A 22,831-nucleotide genomic window follows, 5' to 3' on the forward strand; every position below is an offset into this window, starting at 1 on the left:
CGGCGCGTCGGGGGCGGGGGTCAGCGCCAGGATGGGGGGGCGTCTTCGGGCCATTGGGCGCGCTGGGCGCCGATGGCCGCCTGGGCCTGGACATCCGGGGCCATCGCTTGCGCCACCAGGCCCGCCCGCACCGTCAGTTCCGACAGGCGCCAGGTCCGGTGGCCGCCCTCATGCCCGCCGGCCCCGGGCGCCTCCCGCCACCACGGCGTCAGCACCCCGTCATGCCAGCGGGCCAGCCGCAGGGTCAGGGTGGGGTCGCCCAGGCGGGTGGGGGTTTCGATGTCGCTGTCCCAGGCGGCGGCGCCCCGGTCGAACAGGTCGGGGTCCAGGGTGTTGAGCCGCGCCACCCCCCGCGCCGCCGCCCGGCGGCCGGCGGCGGCCTCCCCCTGGGGGACCAGGGCGGGCGGCAGGTCCTGGGTGTGTGCGCCGAACACCGGCTCGATCAGGTCGCGCGGGCTGCGGCTGGCCAGGGGCAGGCCGCTGGTCCGCTCCCCGCTGGCCCTGGCCTCGCCGGCTCCATCCCCAATGGCTCCATCAAGGGTGCGCTGCGTCAGCCACAACTGGGCCGGGTCGTCATAGACCTTGGCGGCGAAGGGGAAGTGCCGTTGGTACCAGGCGGCGTCGGCCTCGGCGTTCGCCGGCGGTCCCACCACCCACAGCTCGGGCGGCGGCCGGCCGGGGCGGCTATGGCGGTGCAGGCGCCCGGCCCGCTGGATCAGCAGGTCCATGGGGGCCAGGTCGGTGGCCATGTGGTCGAAATCCAGGTCCAGGCTCTGTTCCACCACCTGGGTGGCCACCAGGACGTGGCCCCGGCGCCCCTCTGGCGTGGAGGCCTTGCCGAAGCGGTCCAGCACGGCGCCCTCGCGCGCCAGGCGGTCGCCCAGGCAATAGCGGGCGTGGAACAGGTCGACGGTCACGCCCGCCGGGGCGTGGCGGCGCAGGTGGTCCACGGCCGCCAGGGCGTCGCGCACCGTGTTGCGGATATAGACGCCGCATCGCCCCTGGCCCGCCGCGTCCAGCAGGGCGGCCATGGCGTCCTCCGGGCGGTCCAGCCGGCGGACGGGCAGGTCGCGCCGGGTGCCCCGGCCGGAGGCGACGGGCGTTTCGGTGACGGCGCCGGCGCTGACGCGCGTCAGCAGGGGGAAGTCGTGGCGGGTCAGGGAAACGGCGCGGCCGGCGAAGGCGCCCGCCAGTGCCTGGCGCTGGGCCCCCGTCAGGGTGGCGGACAGCACCACGGCGCTGCCGCCCAACCGGCCCTGGAAGCGCAGCAACGCCTCCAGCGTGCGGGTCATGTAGGGGTCGTAGGCGTGCGCCTCGTCCACCACCAGCACCCGCCGGGACAGGGCGGCCAGGCGCAGGGCCTGGTGACGCACGGGCAGGACGGCCAGCAGGGCCTGGTCCAGCGTGCCCACCCCCACCTGCGCCAGGAAGGTCTTCTTGCGGTCATCGGCGATGAAGGCGGCGCACTGGGCCTCGCCGCCGCGCGCCTGCTCCGCCCCGGAACGGGTGCCGGGGGACCGCGTGTCGGGGCCGTAGGCGGCGTGCCCGTCGCGCGGGATGGACAGTTGGAAGGCGGTGTTGAGGTCGCGCGCGCTGTGCGCCAGCACCAGGGACGGGGCCCCGGCCGCCCCGTCGCCGAACAGCCGCCGGTATGTCGCGGCCAGCCGGCCATAGAGCCCGTTGGCGGTGGCCATGGTGGGCAGGGCCCAGTACAGCCCCTCCGCCTGGCCCGCCGCCATCAGGCGATGGGCCAGGATCAAGGCGGCCTCCGTCTTGCCGGCGCCGGTCAGGTCCTCCACGATGTAGAGGCAGGGGGCGGACGGCGGCGGTTCGTCCTCCGCCCGGGCCTGCAGGGGTGTCGCCTCCGCCTGGGGCAGCAGATCGGCCAGCAGCAGGCGGCCGGCCAGCGGCGCCTCGGCCAGGTCGGCCTCCGCCACGGCCCGGGCCGCCTGTGCCTGGGCGCGCGCCCAGTAGATGTCCAGGGGCAGGGTGAGGGCGGTGTAGGGGAACCAGCTCTGGTTGGACCCGATCCAGTCCGCCAGGATGACCAAGCCCGCGGCGCGCCAGATTTCCGCGCCCAATTCCTCCGCCTGTTCGCCAGGAAAGTCGGGCGTTCCCAAGAGGCCCAGCACCGCGTCCACATAGGCGCCGGCGTCGGCGATGCTGGCCTGGGTCATGGCGTTGTTCAGCGGCGGCTTCGCCGTTGGCGCGCCGTGGTGGGCGACGGCGGCCTCGACCCAGGGGGTGAGGCCGCGCAGCCCCCGGGGCTTGGCCAAGGTCCTCCACAGGCTATGACCGACATCGCCGTGGCCGTCGGTGGCGAGGCGGGGGATGGGGGGCCGGCCGATGGCGCCCAGCAACTGCTGATGCAGGGCCGGAACCTTGCCCTGGAAATTCTCCGCGAACTTGCCCAGGTCGTGGAAGGCGGCGGCCAGGATCAGGCGCTGGCGGCAGGTGGGGGTGGGCAGTCCCAATCGAGCCGCCATCGCCGTGAGCCATGCGGGCCGCACCTCCAGCAGGGCGCCCATGACGGCGGCCACGTCCAGGCTGTGATAGGCCAGCGGATGCCAGGCGTGGGCGGCGTCAGGCCGCGGTTGGGCCTTTCCCCAGTAGGCCGACAGATAGGGCGGAAGCATAGGGCGGCTTATCCGAAGGCGTCACGATTCCACGACTATGGCAAAGCCCCAGCGGGAAGTCGCCTTCCTTACTGGCAGCCCCACTGGCAGTCCCGCGTGGTTGCTGAGTTCGGGCTGGGTGAGTTCCTTGAACTGATAAGGCGTGGCGGTGGGCTGAGCCTCCTCCCCCAGCGTCCCATCCTCAGAATGAAGGGCCGGCACCGTCTGCGGCGGTGCCGGCCCATTTTGCAAGGGCGCCGGGTCAGAAGTCCCAGCTGGCGCGCAGCATGCCGCCGTGGCTCTGGTAATCGCGGCGAAGCTCGCCGTTGTACTCCAGCCGCAGCTTGAAGCCGTCCGACTTCTCCAGGGTGGCGCCCAGCGCGAGGCCCAGGCCGTCCGCTTGCGGGCGGCCGGTGGTGCTGGCGAAGGCGACGCCCGCCAGCGCGCCCGTGGTGGCGATGGGGCCGTTCAGGTAGTCGTGCACCCAGAACACCCGCAGGTCGGGCAACAGCCGGCCGATGCCCGTGTCGAAGCGGGTGTCCACCTTCATCCCCAGTTCCTGCGTCAGGGCGTTGGTCACCAGCGCGTCCACCGCCATGTTGGCCGCCCCGGCGTCCCGCTCCTGATAGCCGTGGTTGGTCAGCCGCACGGCCCGCAGGCTCACCTGCGGCGTCAGGGTGAAGTCCGCCGCCGACGGCAGGTCATAGCCCACCGTCACCTTGCCCAGGTACTGCTCCCCGCCATAGTTGGCGTTGGCGCGGGCGCCCAGGAACTGGATGACGCGGCGCTGGTCGAAGTGGTTGTAGCCGAAGCCCACCTGGCCCTCGACCGACAGCTTCTGGTCGGCGAAGTCCGGACGCCAGACGCTGTAGGCGGTCAGCTGGTAGCTGCCCACGCGGGTGGTGCTGCCGGACATGACGCCCTGGCCGACCGAGGCGCTGTTGATCCAGCTGAAGGCCAGGCCGGCCATGACCTCGTCGCTGGCGAACCAGTCGGCGCCCAGCACCAGGCCGGAGCTGCTGGCGCGGTAGCCCGCGGCCTCCGTCGTCGTGCCGCGCAGCACGCCGGCGCCCACGACCTCGCCCCAGATCACGCCCTCGCGCCCGTTGGAGCCGGCGGCGGCACCCTTCTCGCTGCCGTCCATCAGGCTGGCCACCGTCTCCTGGTGCTGGCTGATGGCCGTGGTGGTGGGCGTGACCGAGGTCGCCGTCAGCTGCGGCGTCAGCTGGCTGGGCGACAGCTGCGCCACCGCCACCTGCTTGGCCGCCGGCGTCAGGGTGGCCAGGGGCGCCAGCACCTGCTGCTGGAAGGCCGCCACCTGGGCGTTGGTGGTGATGCTGCTGCTGGCCAGCGCCGCGATCTGGTCCAGGGCCGAGCCCGTGCCCACCGCGGCACCACCCTGGGCGGTGCCCACCGCCGTGTAGTTGGTGGCGGTGCCCGCCACCTTCACCACCAGGTCCGTGTTGCTCCCCACCGTCACCACGTCGCTGGTCACGGTGTAGCCGGTGGCGCTGAAGCTGACCCCGCTGAGGCTCAGCCCGTTGCCCGCCGCCGCGATGGTGTAGGTGCCGGCCTGCAGGGCGTTGCCGCCCGCCCCCTGCAGCGTCACCGACCCGCCCGTCAGGCTGGCGCCGCCGCTGATCACCAGGTTGCCGTAGCTGGTCTGCGACGTGGCCCCGATCACCAAGCCGCCGGCCGTCTGGCTGTAGCCGCCGGTGATGTTCACGGCACTGGTCACCAGCAGGGTGGCCCCGCTGTTGACCACGCTGTGGCCGCTCACGTTGACCGCGTCGGCCAGCCGCACCGCGCCGCTGGTGAAGCGCAGGTTGGACAGGCGGTTGTCGATGGTGCCGCCGGTGAACACGCCCGGCGCCGTGGTCGTGGCCGCGCCCGTGACCACCAGGTCGTTGGCGCTGAGGTTGACCACATTGCCGCTGATGGTGCCGCTGTTGGCCAAGGCGCCCAGCGTGCCGGTCGAGGCGATGTACAGCGCCGTGGCGCCGCCGGTGGTATTGGCGAGCGTGCCGGTGACCGCCAGGCTGGCCAGGCTGCCGCCGATGTAGTCGTTGCCCGCCGCCGCCAGCAGGTTGCCGCCGCTGGTCACCGCGGAGGCCGACAGGCCGGTGACGCCACTGGTGACCGTGGCGCCGGCGTAGGTGGAACCGGTGCCGCCCTGGATTAGGGTGACGCTGTCGCCCACCAGATAGGTGGCGGTGCCCGTCAGGCCGGCGTTGACCACGCCGCCCGTCACATTGGCCGTCCCGCTGACGGTCAGGACATGGCCGCCCGTGGCCAGCGTGCCGCCGCTCTGGGCGAAGTTGCCCGTGATGCCGACATTGCTGGCCAGGGTCAGGCTGGCGCCGGCGTTGCTGACCGTATGCGTCGCCACGTTGAGGGCGTCGCCCAGGCTGATGGCGCCGCTGGCGAACACCACGTTGCTGGCGGTGTTGGTGATGGTGCCGCCGGTGAAGCGGCCTACCGTGCCGTTGCCACCGGTAATCGTCAGATCCCGTGCCGACTGGTTGACCACGTTGCCGATGAGGACACCGCTGTTGGCCAGGCTGCCCAGGGTGCCGGTGCTGGCGATGTACAGCGCCGTGGCGCCGCCGGCGGTATTGGCCAGCGTGCCGGTGACGTTCAGCGTGTTCAGGCTGGCGCCGATGTAGTCGTTGCCCGCGACCGCCAGCAGGCTGGTGCCGCTGGTGGCCCCGGTGGCGTCCAGGCCGGTCAGGCCGCTGGTGACCACGGCCCCGGTGTAGGACGAGCCCGCCCCACCCTGGATCATGGTCACGCTGTCGCCGACGAAATAGTTGCCGGCGCCGCCGATCCCGGCATTGACCGTGCCGCCGCTGACCAGCGCCGGGCCGCTGACCGTCAGCACATGGCCGCCCATGGTCAGGCTGCCCGCGCTCTGGGCGTAGGTGCCGTTGACACCCACATCCGTGGTCAGGGCCAGGGCCGCCCCGATGTTGCTGACCGTGTGCGTGCCGCCCACGTCGATCTGGTCGCCCAGGGCGACCGCACCCGAGGCGAACACCACGTTGGCGCCGGTGTTGCGGATGGTGCCGCCGCTGAAGCTGCCCACCACCGTGCCGCTGCCACCGGTAATCGTCAGATCCCGCGCCGACTGGTTGACCACGTTGCCGCTGATGGTGCCGCTGTTGGCCAGGCTGCCCAGGGTGCCGGTGCTGGCGATGTACAGCGCCGTGGCGCCGCCGGCCGTGTTAACGAGCGTGCCGGTGACGGCGAGGCTGGCCAGGCTGGCGCCGATGTAGTCGTTACCGGCCACGGCCAGCAGGTTGCTGCCGCTGGTGGCACCCGTGGCGTCCAGGCCGGTCAGGCCGCTGACCACCGTGGCGCCGGTGTAGGTCGAGCCGTTGCCGCCCCGGATCAGGGTGACGCCGTCGCCCACCAGGTAGTTGGCGGTGCCCGCCAGGCCGGCGTTGACCACGCCGCCCGTCACCTGCGCCGCGTCGCTGACGCTCAGGACATGGCCGGCCACGGCCAGGGTGCCGGCCGTCTGGCTGTAGGCGCCGGTGATGCCGACGTCGCTGGCCAGGGTCAGGCTGGCGCCGCTGTTGCTGACGGTGTGGCCGGTGGCGTCGATGGCGTCGGCCAGGCTGACGGCCCCCGACGCGAAGGCCAGGTTGCTCAGGCTGTTGCGGATGGTGCCGCCCGAGAAGCTGCCCACCGTGCCGTTGCTGCCGCCCACGATCACCAGGTCATGGGCGCTGGCGTTGACCACGTTGCCGATGATCGCGCCGCTGTTGGCCAGGGTGCCCAGGCTGCCGGCGCTGGTGATCAGCACCGCCGTGGCGGCGTTGATGGTGCCGGTGTTGCTGAGCGTGCCCAGGGTGCCGCCGACATAGTCGCTAAGCAGGGTCAGCAGCAGGTCGGTGGCGGCACCGTTGGATCCTGAGCCCAGGGTGGCGCTGAAGCCGCTGGCGGCGGCGGTCAGGCCGCTGGTGCTCAGGGCGCCGCCCACCTCGGCGATGGTGTAGCTCTGGCCGGCGATGAGGTTGCTGCCCGACAGCGCCGTGACCGCCACGGTGCCGCCGGTGAAGGCGGCGTCGCCGCTGACCAGCAGCTCACCCGCCGTGCCGCTGCCAATGCCCATGGCCAGGGTGCCGGCCGACTGGCTGTAGTTGCCCGTCACGCTGATAACGTTGGTCAGCAGCACGTTGGCGCCGCTGTTGACCAGCGTGCCGGTGCCGACATTGACCTGGTCGTTCAGCAGCAGATTGCCGCTGGCCAGGGTGACGTTGGCGCCGGTGCTGGTGAGGGTGCCGATGGCGCCGTTGCTGCCCGTCAGGGTGCCCACCACCGTGCCGCTGCCGCCGGTGAAGACCAGGGCGTTGGCGCCGCTGTTGACCACGTTGCCGGCGATGACGCCGCTGTTGGCGATGGTGCCGATGCTGCCCTGGTTGTACAGGGCGGTGACGCCGGCGATGGTGCCGCTGTTGCTGACCGCCCCGATGCTGCCGCTGTTGAACAGACCATAGGCCGCACCGCTGATGGTGCCGCTGTTGGCCACGGCGCCGATGCTGCCGGCGTTGTTCAGGCCGGCCGCCGCCGGCGCCGGTGCGTCCACCAGGGCGCCGGTGTTGACCACCGTGCCGATGGTGCCCTGGTTGTACAGACCGATTAGGCCCGTGGCCGTGCCGCTGTTGCTGACCAGGCCCACCGTGCCCAGGTTCTGGATGCCGTAGAGCGTGCCGCTGAGCAGGCCGTTGTTGGCCAGGGTGCCCAGGCTGCCGGTGTTGGCGACGTAGGCCGCCGTTGCCACGCCGGCGATGGTGCCGGTGTTGTTCAGTGTGCCCAGGGTGCCGCCGATGTAGTCGTTGACGACCCCCAGCACCAGGTCGACGGTGGACCCGAGGGTGGCCGTGCTGCTGGTGAGCGCCAGCCCGCTGACGGCCGCCACGACGCTGACCCCGTCATAGTCGGAGCCGGCGCCACCCTGAACCAGTGTCGCACTGTCGGTGACCAGATGGTTCGCCTCGCTGGACAGCATCTGCGTCGTGGAAACGGTGCCGCCGGTGAGGCTGGCGACGCCGCTGACCACCAGTGTGTTGAGGCCCAAAGCCAGCGTGCCGCTGGTCTGGCTGTAGTTGCCGGTGACGCTGACGATGCTGGTCAGCAGCACGTTGGCGCCGCTGTTCACCAGGGTGCCGGTGCCGACGGTCACCGCATCGTTCAGGACCAGGTTGCCGCTGGCCAGCACGACATTGGCGCCGGTGCTGATGATGGTGCCCTGCGCCCCGGCCAAGCCGGTCAGGGTGCCGATGGTGGCGCCCGTGCCGCCGGTGATGCTCAGGGCCTGGGTCGACAGGTTGACGATGGCGCCCTCGATGAGGCCGCTGTTGACCAGGCCGCCCAGGGTGCCCGTGCTGGCGATATAGACCGCCGTGGCCGCCGACACCGTGCCGCTGTTGGTCAGGCTGGCCAGGCTGCCGCCGACATAGTCGTTGACCGCCGTCAGCACCAGGGTGTCGCCGCTGGCCCCCGCCGTGGCGATCAGGCCCGTGACCCCGCTGCTGACGGTGGCGCCGGTGTAGGTGGAGCCCGCCCCGGCGGCCACCAGGGTGGTCACCCCGCCCGCCACATAGTTGCCCTCGTTCGACAGGCCGGCCAGCACGCTGCCGCCGGTGATGCTGGCCGCCCCGCTGACCGTCAGCGCCTGCCCGTTCAGGGACAGGCTGCCGGTCGCCTGGCTGTAGGCGCCCGTCACCTGGATGGCACCCGCCAGCGTCACCGACGCGCCGCTGTTGACCAGCGTGCCGGTGCCCACATTCACCGCGTCACCCAGCGACAGGCTGCCGGATGCCAGGGTCACCCCCGCCAGCGTGCTGGTGATGGTGCCGCCGGTGAAGCTGCCCACCGTGCCGTTGCCGCCACCCACGATGACCAGGTCGCTGGCGCCGGTGTTCACCACGTTGCCGGCGATGGTGCCGCTGTTGGCCACGGTGCCCAGGCTGCCGCTGTTGTACAGCGCGGTGATGCCGGCGATGACGCCGCTGTTGGCGATGCCGCCCAGCGTGCCGGCGTTGTTCACGCCATAGGTGGCGCCGCTGATCGTGCCCTGGTTGACCAGGGTGCCCAGGGTGTCCCGGTTGAACAGCGCGGTGTGGTTGCTGGTGATGACCGCCCCGTTCGTCACCGTGACGATACTGCCCCCGTTCCACAAGGCTATGGAGAAGCCAGCGATGGTGCCGCTGTTCGTCAGGGTGCCCAGGACACTGTCATTTTCCACGCCGGTGTTGCCGCCGGCGATGGTCCCGGCCACAGCATTGGCCCAGACCCCGATGGTGCCGTTGTTGGACAGGCCGATCCGGCCGCCGATGGTGCCGCTGTTGCTGACCGTGCCCAGGGTTCCGAGGTTGAGCACGCCGTAGGACTTGCCGGTGATGGTGCCCCGGTTGTCCAGACCGCTGATCAGGCCCCAATTGGCCAGCCCGGACGCCCGGGGCGCGACATCGTCCACCAGGCCGCCGGCGTTCAGCACCGTGCCGATGGTGCCGACATTATACAGGCCCACCGTGCCGCTGATCGTGCCGGTGTTGCTGACGGTGTCGATGCCGCCCTGGTTGTACAGGCCGTAGCGGGTTCCGTTCAGCACACCGCTGTTGCTGAGGGTGCCGATGGCGCCGCCGTCCGTGACGTAGGCCGCCGTCCGCACGCCGGTGATGGTGCCGGTGTTATTCAGGTTGGTCAGCGTGCCGCCGACATAGTCGCTGGCCGCGGTCAGCAGCAGATCGACCGTGCCGCCGATGGTGGCGGTGTTCGCGGCCAGGGTCAGGCCCGTGATGCCGGAAAGGATGCTGACCCCGGTGTAGCTGGATCCGATGGCGCCCTGGACCAGGGTGCCGTGGCTGTCGCCCACCAGGTAATTCCCGCTGGCGTCCAACTGGTTGGTGGTCACCGTGCCGCCGCTGATGTTGGCCACGCCGCTGACCACCAGCGTGTAGGTGCCCAGCGCCAGCGTGCCGCCGCTCTGGCTGTAGCCGCCGGTGATGCTGACGGTCCGCAGCAGCGACAGGGCCGCCCCGCTGTTCACCACCGTATGGGTGCCGACAGTGATGTCGTCGTTCAGCGCCAGGCTACCGCCCGCGAACACGATGTCGGCCTGCTGGCTGCTGAGCGTGCCGATGCCGCCGTTGAAGCCGGTCAGCGTGCCGATCTGCCCGTCGGCGCCACCGAGGATGGTCAGGCCGGCCGGGCCGTCGTTACGGACATCGCCGGCGATGGTGCCGCTGTTGACCAGCGTGCCCAGGCTGCCCCCTTGGCTGATCAAGATCGCGTAGGTCTTGCCGCTGATGACGCCGCTGTTCGACAGCGTGCCGATGGCGCCCGTGGAATAGACGCCGACGGCGGCGGCGCTGGTGCTGCCCCGGGCCAGGATGACGCCGCTGTTGCGGATTTCGCCGATGGTGCCCTTGTTCCCGATGGCGGAGGACGTCGCCGTTATGGTGCCGCGGTTGACCAGCAGGCCGATGCTGTTGCTGGACGTCACGCCGTTGTAGCCGTCTATGCTTCCGCCGTTGTCCAGCGTGCCGATGGCGCCGTCATTGCTGACGCCGAAGAAGCGGCCCGACAGCAGGCCGCTGTTGCCCAGGCTGCCCAGGATGCCGGAAGCGGCCACGTAGACCGCATAGTTGACACCGCTGATCGTGCCGGTGTTGGCGATCGCCTCCAGCGCGCCGCCCACGTAGTCATTGTGCGCCACGGCCAGCAGGTCGCGGCCGCCGCCTATGGTCCCGCCGAGCGCCAGTTGGCTTAGGCCGCTGGCCACGGTGGCGCCCGAATAATCGGAGGTGGCACCCGCCGTGACCAGCGTGCCGGCGATGGAGCCGACCAGATAGTTGCCGCTGTTGGACAGCGTGGCCACCACCGTGCCGCCGGTGATGGTGGCGGCGCCGCTGACCGCCAGCTGTGCGCCCACGCCCAGCGCCACCGTGCCGGCCGATTGGCTGTAGTTGCCGGTCACGCTGACGGTGTTGGGCAGCGCCAGTGAGGCGCCGGCGTTGAACACCGTGTGGTCGCCCATGTCGATGACGTCGTTCAACAGCAGCTTGCCGCCCGCGAACACCAGATCGCTGGACCTGCTCGTGAGGGTGCCCTGGTTGCTGAGGGTGTAGCCCGTCAGGGTGCCCACCGACAAATCGGTGCCGCCGGTGATGGTGAGGGGGGTGGCGCCGTCATTGCGGATATCGCCGGCGATGGTGCCGCTGTTGGCGACCAGGCCGATGGTGCCGCTGTTGGCCAGGGCGACGGGCCCGCTGATCAGGCCACTGTTGGACAGCACGCCGATGGTGCCCTGGTTCAGCACCGCCGCCGCCGTGCCGGACGCGGCGTTGATCTGCGTACTGATCAGGCGGCCGGTGTTGACCAGCGTGCCAATGCTGCTGTTGCCGACATTGACAATGCCGTTGGTGCCTTCGGCCAGCAGCGTGCCGCTGTTCGCCAACAGGCCGATGGTGCCGCCATTGATGATGCCGGTGCCGGCCACGCTGATCAGCGCGGTGTTGAGCAGCGTACCCACGCGGCCCAGGTTGTTGACACCCCAGGTGCCGTTGAGCGTGCCGTCGTTGGACAGGGTGCTGACGCTGCCCGTGCCGGCCACGAACATGCCGGTGGCGGCGCTGATCGTGCCGCTGTTGCTGAGGTTGGCCAGCGTGCCGCCGACATAGTCGTTGGCGATGGTCATCAGCAGGTTCTGGCCGTCGGAGGCACCGCCGGTGGCCAGGCCGGTCAGGCCGCTAGTGACCGTGGCGCCGCCATAGCTGGACCCGGCACCGCCCTGCACCAGGGTGTAGACGGCCGACCCCACCGTGTAATTGCCGCCGGCGTCCAGGCTACCCACAACCGTACCGCCGGTGATGTTGGCCGCCCCGCTGACGATCAGCGCATTGGTGCCGGCGTTCAGCGCCAGGGTGCCGTCCGTCTGGCGATAGCTGCCGGTGATGGCCACGCTGCTGGGCAGCGTCAGGCTGGCGCCGGCGTTCAGCACCGTGTTGGACCCGGCGTTGATGCTGTCGTTCAGCAGCAGGTTGCCCGACGCGAACACCAGGTCGGCGTCGGTGCTGCGGATGGTGCCCTGGCTGACCAGATCGCTGCCGGTCAGCGTGCCGGTGGTATTCGTCCCGCCCGCGATGGTCAGGGCGGTGCCGCTGCCGTTGCGGATATTGCCCGCGATCACGCCGCTGTTGGACAGCAGGCCGATGCTGCCCGAGCCACCAAGGCGCACGGCGGTGGTCACGCCCCGGATCGTGCCGCTGTTCGCCAGCGTGCCGATGGTGTCGGAGGAGTAGACACCGATACCGCCGTTCGCGCCGGTGCCGGCGATGAGGCCGCTGTTGTCCACCGTCCCGATGGTGCCGGTGTTGTTCAGGCCGTATACGGCACCCGTCATGGTCCCGTGGTTGCCGACCAGGCCGATCAGGCCTGTATTCGTCAGGCCCGCCGCCATGGGGGCGACGTCGTCGACCAGGCTGCCGTAGTTGAGCACGGTGCCGATGGTGCCCCCCCGGTTGTACAGCGCCACCGTGCCGGAGATGGTCCCCTGGTTGATGATGGTGTCGATCCGGCGCTGGTTGAGCAGGCCGTAAAGGCCGCCGCTCAGCGTGCCGGTATTGGAGAGCGTCGAAATGGTGCCGACGTTGCCGACGCCGATGTCCCCGCCGCTGAGGGTGCCGCTGTTGGACAGCGCGCCGATGACGCCGTCATTGAGGACGCCCTGGGCGCCACCAATGATGATGGCGCTGTTGGCCAGGGTGCCGATGGTGCCGAAGAGGTTGAGGACGCCATTGATGCTGCCGCCCAGGGTGCCGCCGTTGACCAGCGTGCCCAGCCAACCCGTGCTGGCGATGTAGACGGCGGAATCCACACCGCTGATGGTCGCATAGTTTCCCACGGCGTCCAGGGTGCCGCCGACATAGTCGTTGGCCGCCATCGCCACCAGGTCGATCTGCTCACCCACGGCGACCGATCCGGCGGTCATGGCCAGGCCGGTCACGCCCGTGGTGACACTGGCCCCGGTATAGCTGGACCCTTGGCCGCCCTGGACCAGGGTACCGGCGTCGTTACCGACCAGATAGTTCCCCGTGCTGGACAGCGTGGTCTGAACGGTGCCACCGGTGATGCTGGCCGCCCCGCTGACCACCAGTTGCCCTTGCGTGCCCACGTCCAGGATGCCGGCGGACTGGCTGAAGTTGCCGGTCACGCTGACGGTGCTGGGCAGCGTCAACGTGGCGCCGGTGTTGAACACGGTCTGGCCATCGGCCGCGATGCTGTCGTTCAGCAGCAGGCTGCCGCCCGCGAACACGACACTGGCGCCGGGGCTGACGATGGTGCCCTGGCTGGTGGGATCATAGCCCGTCAGGGTGCCGACCGCCCCCTCCGCGCCGCCGATGATGGTCAGGGCGACGGTGCTGTAATTGACGATGTTGCCGGCGATGACGCCGCTGTTGACCAGCGTTCCGAGGGTGCCGACATTAGCGACGCCGGTGGACTCGCTGGACAGGCCGCCGCCGTTCATGATGGCGGCGTTTGCGCCGCTGATGGTGCCGCTGTTGATCAGCGTGCCCAGGGTACCGTAGTTGGCCACACCGGTGGAGCCGCCTGAAATCTGGCCGCTGTTGGTCAGTCCGCCAATGGTGCCCTGGTTGCTGATGCCAACATACACGCCGCCGGCGGAACCGCTGTTGGTCAGCGTGCCGATGGCGCCCTCGTTGAGGACGCCGCCAAATCCGAACAACTGGCCGGTATTCACCAGGCTTCCCAGAACGCCGGACCGAGCGACGAAGACAGGAGAGGTGACACCCGTGATTGAGGCGGCATTGGTGATTCCGTCCAGCGTGCCGCCCACATAGTAGTTCTGGGCGACAGCGACGAGGTCGCGGCCGTCATTGCCCGTGGTCCCGCTGATCGCCAACCCGCTCAGGTCGCTGGATACGACGGCGCCGGAATAATCGGAGATCACCCCCGCCGTGATCAGCGTGCCGACGATATTCCCCGGCAGATAGTTGCCGGTCGGCGAAAACCCGCCCGTCACACCGCCGCCAGTGATGCTGACCGGCCCGCTGACCACCAGTTGGGCGCCCGTCTCCAGGGACAGGTTGCCGCCCGACTGGCTGTAGGTGCCGGTGATGCTAACGGTATTGGGCAGATCCAGGTTGGCGCCGGTGTTCAGCACCGTATTGACGCCGGCATTGATGCTGTCGTTCAGCCACAGATTGCCGCTGACGAACACCAGATTGGAATTGGGGTTGCTGATCGTTCCCTGGCTGTCGGTGGCATACCCCGTGAGCGTGCCAACGGGCCAGCCATCCGACCCGGAAATCGTCAAGTCGGCGGTACCGGTGTTGAGGATGTTACCGGCGATCACGCCGCTGTTGACCAGCGACCCCAGCGAGCCGATGACGTGGAGGGCGCCTGAATACGCGGTGATGGTGCCATGGTTGATGATCTGGTCGACAAAGGCGTCGCTGTCCACGACCACGCCTTGAGCGCCACCGCTGTTGGGTGAATGGACGGCGTTGACCAGGCCATCATTGATCACCGTGCCGATGGTGCCGCCGACATAGATGCCGGTGGAGTCGTTTCCGCCGGTCAAGGTTCCCGCGTTGCTCAGCGTACCCAGGGACCCGGTGCTGGCGATGTAGACGGCGGTGCCGATGCCGCTGACCACCCCGGTATTGCTGATGGCGTCCAGCGTTCCACCGACATAGTCGTTGCCGATGTTCATCAGCAGGGCGACGGTGTTATCCGTCGTGACGGTGGAGCCGCTGGCGCTGAGGCCGGGGAAGTCGCCGACGATGGTGGTGGTGGCGCCGGCGTAGTTGGAACCAGTGGTACCCTGAACCAGGGTGTAATCACCCGCCAGGTAATTGCCGGTGCTGGACAGGCTGGAAAGAACGGTGCCGCCGCTGATGTTGGCCACGCCGCTGACGATCAACTGGCCGCCGACGTCCGGGTTGACCACCAGTGTGCCCGCCGACTGGCTGTAATTGCCCGTGAGACCGATCGCGTTGGTCAGGGTCAGGCTGGCGCCGGTGTTGGCGACCGTGTTGGCGCCGACATCGAAGCTGTCGCCGATGGCCAGCGCGCCCGAGGTGAACACCACATTGGACTGCGTGCTGCTGATGCGGCCACCGGTGATCGTGCCAACCGCGCCGGCAGTGCCGCCGCCGATGCTCAGGTCGCCGGCCCCGCTGTTGGCGATGGCGCCGCTGATGGTGCCGCTGTTGACCAGCGTGCCGATGGTGCCGCCATCATGCTGAAACAGGGCCCCGTAGCCCCCAATGCTGCCGCTGTTGATCAGGGTGCCGATGCTGCCGCTGTTCTCCAGGCCGCTGGCGCCGGTGATGGTGCCATCATTGTTGAGCACCAGGATGGTGCCCCTGTTATCCACACCAGTGCTGACGCCGATGATGCTGCCGGTGTTCCCCAAGGTGCCGATCAACGCCAAGTTCTGGATGCCGGCGCCGCTGTGCGTTGCGACAATGGTGCCGCCGTTGTTCAGCAGCGTTTCGATGGTGCCGAAATTCTCAACGCCCAGGCTGAAATGTCCGGTGCCATCGACCAGGATCACACCGCTGTTGGACAGTGCGGCGATACTCCCGTAATTGGCGACGCCCGCACCCGTACCGCCGCCGCTATTGACGCCCACGCCGATCAAAGTGCCGCGGTTGTCCAGCGTGCCGATGGTGCCGGTGGAAGAAACCCCGATAAGGCGGCCGGTGATGGCGCCGCTGTTGATCAGGGTGCCGACGGTGCCGTTGGAATTGATACCAGTGTGGCCAGTGATGGTGCCGCTGTTATCCAGCGCGCCGATGGTTCCTCCAGCATAAAGCCCGACATAGCCGCTGACCGTGCCGCTGTTGATCACCGTGCCAAAGGTGCCGGAATTGAATAATCCCGTGTAGGAACCCTTGATAGTGCCGCTGTTGTTGATCTGCGCGAAGACGCCGGTGTTATTGACGCCAACGGGGCCGGTGATGGTGCCGCCGTTGACCAGAGTGCCAACGGTGCCGCCGTCGTTGGAGAACCCGTTGTACAGCAGCCCCTCGACGAGGCCGCCGTTATTAACAGAGCCGATCGTTCCTACGTTTTGAATGCCCCGGCTGCCGGTGATGGTGCCGCTGTTGACCAGCGTGCCCAGGGTGTTGCCCACATAGACGGCGGTGGATGTGGCCCTGATCAGCCCCGAATTGCCAAGCAGCGTGAAGACGCCATTGTTGGACACCCCGAATTTCCCGGTGATGGCGCCATCGTTGGCCAGCGAGCCGATGGTGCCACCGTTCCGGTTAAAAACCGCGGTTGCCGATCCGTTGATCTGGCCACCATTGACTATTTCAGCAATGGTGCCCCAGTTTACGATCGGACCTGGGCCCGAAAGCGTTCCCTGATTCGTGATGGTTCCAATGACGTACCTGGTTCCATTTACGATGGCGCCGGAAGCGCCGCTGATGGAACCGAGGTTCAGGATACTGTTGATGGTTCCATTATTGAGGATACCGGTCATGATGCCCGGCCATTGTCTGGCCGGTGTGATGGCTCCGGTGTTTATGAGGGTGCCGATGATACCGTGATTGAGGATGCCGGTGGCGGCGGTGGCGCTGATTGTGCCGCTGTTGGCCAGGGTGCCGATGTTGACGCCGGCCCTGGTGAGCACCCCCGTGATGGCGCTGATGACCACGCCGCTCTGGATGGTCACCAAGCCCTGGTCGCTGCTGATGTTCACGGCGCTGGCGCTGCTGGTGCTGACGATGGTATCGGCGACCGCGGGCCGCGGTGCCGCCGTCAGCGCCCCCAGAATGACCAGCGACGACCCCGCCATCAGCGCCTGGCGCAAACCACCGTTCAGCATGACCAACATCCCCCAACCACCGCCAGACCGCCAGGCGCTCCCCAACCCCCATGGCGGGAAAGGCGCTTGGCTTCCCATGGGCCGTTTACGTCACGGACTTTCATGGGGCCTGGACTACCGCTTTCGGGGTAATCTCCCCGCGCTGAGAAGTACATTGATCAATTCTGTTTAATTCCTCTAATTCTGCGGAAGTGTGTGAAATTCTTGCGAGAAAGGTGATTTATGCGCCATGGTTCGCCAAATTTTCCAATGCTTATCCCAGACTATGGTAATAATTTTGGATACGTCATTGTTTTTTCTCTAAGAAACGTGTTTGTTCCAGATAATTAGGTGTTTGGTTCTGGACTTTTATGGATTGAACTGAGCGTGAATAGTTTGGACTATTATGCCGACATTTGCAGATGCCTCACCTTTGTAAGCCAGCGCTCGACGCCGTTCTCGCGGCAGCGCATGTCGAACAGGTGCGTCATGTAGCGGGCGGGCGGTCAACTTGGCTTCGGCGGGATTGGACGGCAGGTGGATGCTCCACTCCCGACCCCGCGCGCGATGGCGATGAGCTTCATGCGCCGCACGACCGTGGCGGGGGCCTAGTCGGCGGCCAGCATGCGGTCGCGGAAGCTCGCGATTGTTCTGCGGGGGGAGGTCGCTGAGGCGGCGGAGGGGGGGCAGGGAGGTTTCATCGGCCTGGCCCTAGTCCTGGAAGACGTGCCGGTCCATGTCGGTCTCGATGGACTCCGCCCAGCGTTCGGCATCGCGGCGCTTCTCGAAGGTCTTGGAGACGGGCTTGTGACCGATGTGGCGGACCTTGGCCTGGTAGCCGATGGCCTGGCCGTCTCAGTTCTGCCGGGGAGTGATGGTGGCCACGGGATGAAGATCCTCGCGATGGTCGCTGAGGAAAACTGCCCCGTGATTGTCCCGCAAAATCCAGCTAAAGGGCTGGAAGTGTGGCGTCCCCTAGGGGATTCGAACCCCTGTTACCGCCGTGAGAGGGCGGTGTCCTAGGCCTCTAGACGAAGGGGACGAGGCCGTGTGAGGCCGGTGATGTACGCGAAGGCCCTGAGCGGGTCAAGGCTTTATTTCAGAAAAATTTAAAGCCATGGCGCATGGGCGCGCGCGGCCCCTTTTCGCTCGGGGCAAAGAGGGATGGGAACCAGAGCGTGGTCTTGGCGGTTCATACCCGGCCTCATCCATGGGGCTCTCGTTCTGGGGCTTCTGGGACTGGCTGGGGCTTCTGGGGTTGGTTTGTGCTGGCGCTGTGGCCGGCCACAAGATTAGGGCGCGTCGCTGACGGCCGCGCTGCGACATTCCCCCGAACAAGGGGATGGCGCGGTTGGTTGCCGCAAAGGAGCGCGTTATCAACGGCGTGACCCGGTGTGGTTGTGCCCTAATTCCTTCATGCGAGTCCCTGTTGTCGCGGTGCAGCGGACATGCAAAGCTGGCGCAGCGATGTCTTCTTCTCTTGAAAGGATCGACAGCGTGATTGATGAGCCTGTTCCGCCCGCCTCTCCCGATACCGCGGAGGTTGTCCCCTCGGCCAGTTCCCCGAAAGAGGGGCCCGGCGGCGACGGCAGCCTGACCGCCGGGGACCTGACCGCCGGGGGCTTGGCCATGGAACAGGGGGTGCCCGCACCAGCGCCGGCGGACGCGGCACCTGTGGATAGCGACGCGATGCGGGCCGCCATCGTCGCCAAGCTGATGTACGCCGTGGGCAAGAACCCCGAGGTGGCCAGCAAGCGCGACTGGTTCATCGCCACCACATTGGCGGTGCGCGACCGCATCGTGGACCAGTGGATGGCCTCCACCCGCGCCACCTACGAATCCAAGCGCAAGCGGGTCTATTACCTGTCGCTGGAATTCCTGATCGGCCGCCTGCTGGTCGACGCGCTGATGGAGACCGGCCTGACGGAGCCGGTGCGCGAGGCCCTGGAAAGCCTGGGCGTCGACCTCGATGAATTGCGCAAGATCGAGCCGGACGCCGCCCTGGGTAATGGCGGCCTCGGCCGCCTGGCCGCCTGCTTCATGGAAAGCATGGCGACGCTGCAGATCGCCGCGCATGGTTATGGCATCCGCTATGACCACGGCCTGTTCCGCCAAGCCATCAAGGACGGTTGGCAGCGGGAATATCCGGAAAACTGGCTGACCTTCGGCAACCCCTGGGAGTTCGAGCGGCCGGAGGTCGACTATTCCGTCGGCTTCGGCGGCACGGTGGAGACGGTCGAAGTCAATGAGGAAGTGACCCGCCACTACTGGCGGCCGGAGGAGACGGTGGACGCCATCGCCTTCGACACGCCGGTTCCCGGATGGCGGGCCCGCCACGTCAACACCCTGCGCCTGTGGTCCGCCCGCGCGCCGGATGCCCTGCGGCTGGACGCCTTCAACCAGGGGGACCATGTCGGCGCCCTGGCCGCCCGTGTGCGGCTGGAAGCCATTTCCAAGGTGCTGTATCCCAGTGACGCCACCCCGGCCGGCCAGGAACTGCGCCTGCGCCAGGAATACTTCTTCGTGTCCGCCTCCATGCAGGACATCATCCGCCGGCACAAGCAGCACCATGGCGACCTGGAACTGTTGCCGGAAAAGGTGGCGATCCAGCTGAACGACACCCATCCGGCCATCGCCATCGCCGAACTCATGCGGGTGCTGATCGATCTGGAGGATTTCGACTGGGACCACGCGTGGGAGATCACCACGGCCGTGTTCTCCTATACCAACCACACCCTGTTGCCCGAGGCGCTGGAAAGCTGGCCCGTTCCGCTGATGGAACGGTTGCTGCCCCGGCACATGCAGATCATCTACATGATCAACGCCCGCCATTTGGATACCGTGCGGTCCCGGGGCGAGCATGACGGCGGCGTGCTGTCCGAACTTTCCCTGATCGATGAGACGCACGGCCGGCGCGTGCGCATGGGCAACCTGGCCTTCGTCGGTTCCCACAAGATCAATGGCGTCTCGGCCCTGCATTCTGACCTGGTCAAGCGCACCCTGTTCCACCAGCTGGATCGCTTCTATCCTGATCGCATCGTCAACAAGACCAACGGCATCACCTTCCGCCGCTGGCTGTTCGAGGCCAACCCCGGCCTGACCCAACTGCTGGTGGACTGCTGCGGCCCCAAGGTCATGGACGATCCCATGGCCCTGGCGGACTTCGAGAAGTATGCCGGCGACGCCGCCGTCGTGGACAAGTTCCGCGCCATTCGCCGCGCCAAGAAGGCGGAACTGGCCAACCTGATCCGCCGCCGCCTGGATGTCTCGGTCAGCCCCGACGCCCTGTTCGATGTGCAGATCAAGCGCATCCACGAATATAAGCGCCAGCTGCTGAATATCCTGGAGATCGTGGCGCTGTACGACGCCATCCGCGCCAACCCTGGCGGCAACTGGGTGCCACGGGTCAAGATCTTCGCCGGCAAGGCCGCCGCCAGCTATCATCAGGCCAAGCTGATCATCAAGTTGGCCAACGACGTCGCCCGCGTGGTCAACCGCGACCCGGTGGTGCGCCGCCTGCTGAAGGTGGTCTTCTTGCCCAACTACAACGTCAGCCTGGCGGAGGCCATCATCCCCGCCGCCGACCTGTCGGAACAGATCTCCACCGCAGGCATGGAGGCGTCGGGCACCGGCAACATGAAGCTGGCGCTGAACGGCGCCCTGACCATCGGCACGTTGGACGGCGCCAACGTCGAAATCCGCGAGCATGTCGGTGACGACAACATCTTCATCTTCGGCCTGACCACCGAGCAGGTGGATGAGCGGCGGCGCAAGGGCATCGACATGGCCGACGTCATCGCCGCCTCGCCCAAGCTGGAGGAGGTGCTGGACGCCGTCGGCTCCGGCGTGTTCTCGCCAGGTGATACCGGGCGCTTCGGCGATCTGGTCAACGCCGTGCGCTACCACGATTACTTCATGGTGGCGGCTGACTTCGACGCCTATTACACCGCCCAGCGCGCGGTGGACGCGCGTTGGCACGACACGCCGGCTTGGTGGCGCTCCGCCATCATCAACACAGCGCGCATGGGCTTCTTCTCTTCCGACCGGGCCATCGCGGAATACGCCACCGACATCTGGGGCCTGCCCAAGCCGGCGCTCCCGAGCGCCGGTTGAGGAAGGGCTGATGGCGCGGGCGAAAGGCGGCTTAGGCTGGACGGCGGACCCGGAGGATATTGGCGCCCTGCTGGGTGCCCGGCATGACGATCCGTTCGGCGTGCTGGGGCCGCACACGGTGGGACGGGGCACGGTCATTCGCGCCTTCGTCCCGGGGGCGGAGACGGTGGAGGCCGTGGACGCGGACAGCGGCGTCATCGCGGCCCTGACCCGCGTGCATGACGGCGGCGTGTTTGAGGGCAAGGTGACGGGGCGCAAGGGCCGTTTCCGCTACCGCCTGAGGTGCGCCAATGCCGGCGGAGGTTGGGAGTTCGACGACCCCTATGGCTTCGGCCCCATCCTGGGCCCGACCGATGATTACCTGTTCGCCGAAGGCACGCATAAGCAGCTGTATGAGAAACTGGGCGCCCATCCCAAGGAGCACGAGGGCGTGCCCGGCGTGCATTTCGCCGTTTGGGCCCCGAACGCCCGGCGGGTGTCCGTGGTGGGTGACTTCAACGCCTGGGATGGCCGGCGCCATCAGATGCGCCGGCGCGTCGACAGCGGCGTGTGGGAGATTTTCGCCCCCGGGCTGGCGGAGGGCGCGATCTACAAGTACGAGATCGTGGGCGCCGACAACACCGTCCTGCCCCTGAAGGCCGATCCCTTCGGTTTCGCCAGCGAGCTGCGCCCCTCCACCGCCAGCGTCGTTGCCCGGACGGACCGGTTCGATTGGGCGGATGACGCCCACATGGCGCATCTGAAAACCATGGACGCGCGCCGCACGCCCATCAGCATCTATGAGGTCCATCTGGGCTCCTGGCGGCGGGGGGAGGGTGGACGCTACCTCACCTGGGATGAACTGGCGGACCAGCTGGTGCCCTACGCCGCCGACATGGGCTTCACCCATCTGGAATTCCTGCCCATTTCCGAATTTCCCTTCGATCCGTCCTGGGGCTACCAGCCCATCGGGCTGTTCGCGCCCACGGCCCGCTTCGGCACGCCCGACGGTTTCGCCCGCCTGGTCGACCGGGCGCACCGCGCTGGGCTGGGGGTTTTGCTGGATTGGGTCCCGGCCCATTTCCCCACGGACGTGCACGGCCTGGCCCGGTTCGATGGCACGGCTTTGTATGAGCACCAGGATCCCCGCCAGGGCTTCCACCCCGATTGGAAGACCGCCATCTACAACTTTGGCCGGCGCGAGGTGGTGAACTATCTGGCGGCCAACGCCCTCTACTGGCTGGACCGCTTCCATGTCGATGGCCTGCGCGTCGATGCCGTCGCCTCCATGCTCTACCTCGACTATTCCCGCAAGGAGGGGGAGTGGATCCCCAACCGGGAGGGCGGGAACCAGAACCTGGAGGCGGTCGCCTTCCTGCGCACCATCAACACCCTGGTCTATGGCGAGCATCCCGGCGCCATGACGGTGGCGGAGGAGTCCACCTCCTGGCCCGGCGTGTCGCAGCCCGCCCATGCCGGCGGCCTGGGCTTCGGCTTCAAATGGAACATGGGGTGGATGCACGACACGCTGGATTACGTGTCCAAGGAGCCGGTGCACCGCAAATGGCACCATGACAAGCTGACTTTCGGCTTGCTCTACGCCTTTTCCGAAAACTTCGTCCTGCCGCTCAGCCATGACGAGGTGGTCTACGGCAAGCGCTCCATCATCGAGAAGATACCCGGCGACGACTGGCAGAAGTTTGCCACCGCCCGGGCCTACTACGCCTTCATGTGGGGCCATCCTGGCAAGAAGCTGCTGTTCATGGGGCAGGAATTCGGCCAGCGCGCCGAATGGAATTTCGAACAGGGGCTGGATTGGCATCTGCTGGGCGACGCCCGGCATGAGGGGCTGCGCCGCCTGATCCGCGACTTGAACGCCGGTTACCGCCGCGAAGGGGCCCTGCACCAGACGGACTGCCTGCCCGACGGCTTCCGCTGGAGCGTGGTGGATGACCGTGAGCAGTCGGTGATCGCCTTCTTGCGCTTCGCGGACCCAGCCTCGGGCCAGGGGGCGCGGCCGGTGGCCGTGCTGTGCAACTTCACCCCCGTGCCACGCCCGGCCTATCGCGTCGGCCTGCCGGCGGCGGGCCGGTGGCTGGAAATCCTGAACACGGATGCGGCCGCCTATGGTGGGTCCGGCATGGGCAACCTGGGCGCCGTCATGGCCACGGACCAGCCATCGCATGGCCTGCCGGCGTCGGCCGAGGTGACGCTGCCGCCGCTGGCGACGCTGTGGCTAGCCCTTGACGGGTATCAAGGCTGACGAGACGGGATG

Annotated in this window: 4 protein-coding genes and 1 tRNA gene; 2 read left to right on the forward strand and 3 right to left on the reverse strand. The window is 68.1% G+C overall.

Going from position 1 to position 22,831, the window contains the following annotated elements:
• Positions 1-20: 20 nt before the first annotated feature.
• From cas3 to ULB03_RS23090, 3 genes are all read right to left on the reverse strand, one after another.
• Complete coding sequence (gene cas3 / locus ULB03_RS23080; protein WP_322485442.1) at positions 21-2,636, reverse strand: CRISPR-associated helicase Cas3'; 2,616 nt, start codon at positions 2,634-2,636, stop codon at positions 21-23.
• 241 nt (positions 2,637-2,877) lie between these two features.
• The gene (locus tag ULB03_RS23085) at positions 2,878-16,485 is read right to left on the reverse strand and encodes a hypothetical protein (protein ID WP_322485443.1); all 13,608 of its coding nucleotides are present in this window, start codon (positions 16,483-16,485) and stop codon (positions 2,878-2,880) included.
• A 945-nt stretch (positions 16,486-17,430) separates the two neighbouring features.
• Positions 17,431-17,506, reverse strand: a tRNA-Glu gene (locus ULB03_RS23090).
• Between the two features lie 455 nt (positions 17,507-17,961).
• On the opposite strand from ULB03_RS23090, the gene ULB03_RS23095 reads away from it, so the two are divergent.
• Both ULB03_RS23095 and glgB read left to right on the forward strand, forming a co-directional pair.
• On the forward strand, positions 17,962-20,577 hold the full coding sequence (locus tag ULB03_RS23095) for a glycogen/starch/alpha-glucan phosphorylase (protein WP_416211181.1): 2,616 nt from the start codon (positions 17,962-17,964) through the stop codon (positions 20,575-20,577).
• 10 nt (positions 20,578-20,587) lie between these two features.
• Positions 20,588-22,819: a 1,4-alpha-glucan branching protein GlgB gene (glgB, locus tag ULB03_RS23100; RefSeq protein WP_322485444.1), complete on the forward strand. Its 2,232-nt coding sequence runs from the start codon at positions 20,588-20,590 to the stop codon at positions 22,817-22,819.
• Positions 22,820-22,831: the final 12 nt, after the last annotated feature.

Origin of the sequence: Nitrospirillum goiasense (assembly GCF_034427435.1) — a bacterium.
Classification (GTDB): Bacteria; Pseudomonadota; Alphaproteobacteria; order Azospirillales; family Azospirillaceae; genus Nitrospirillum.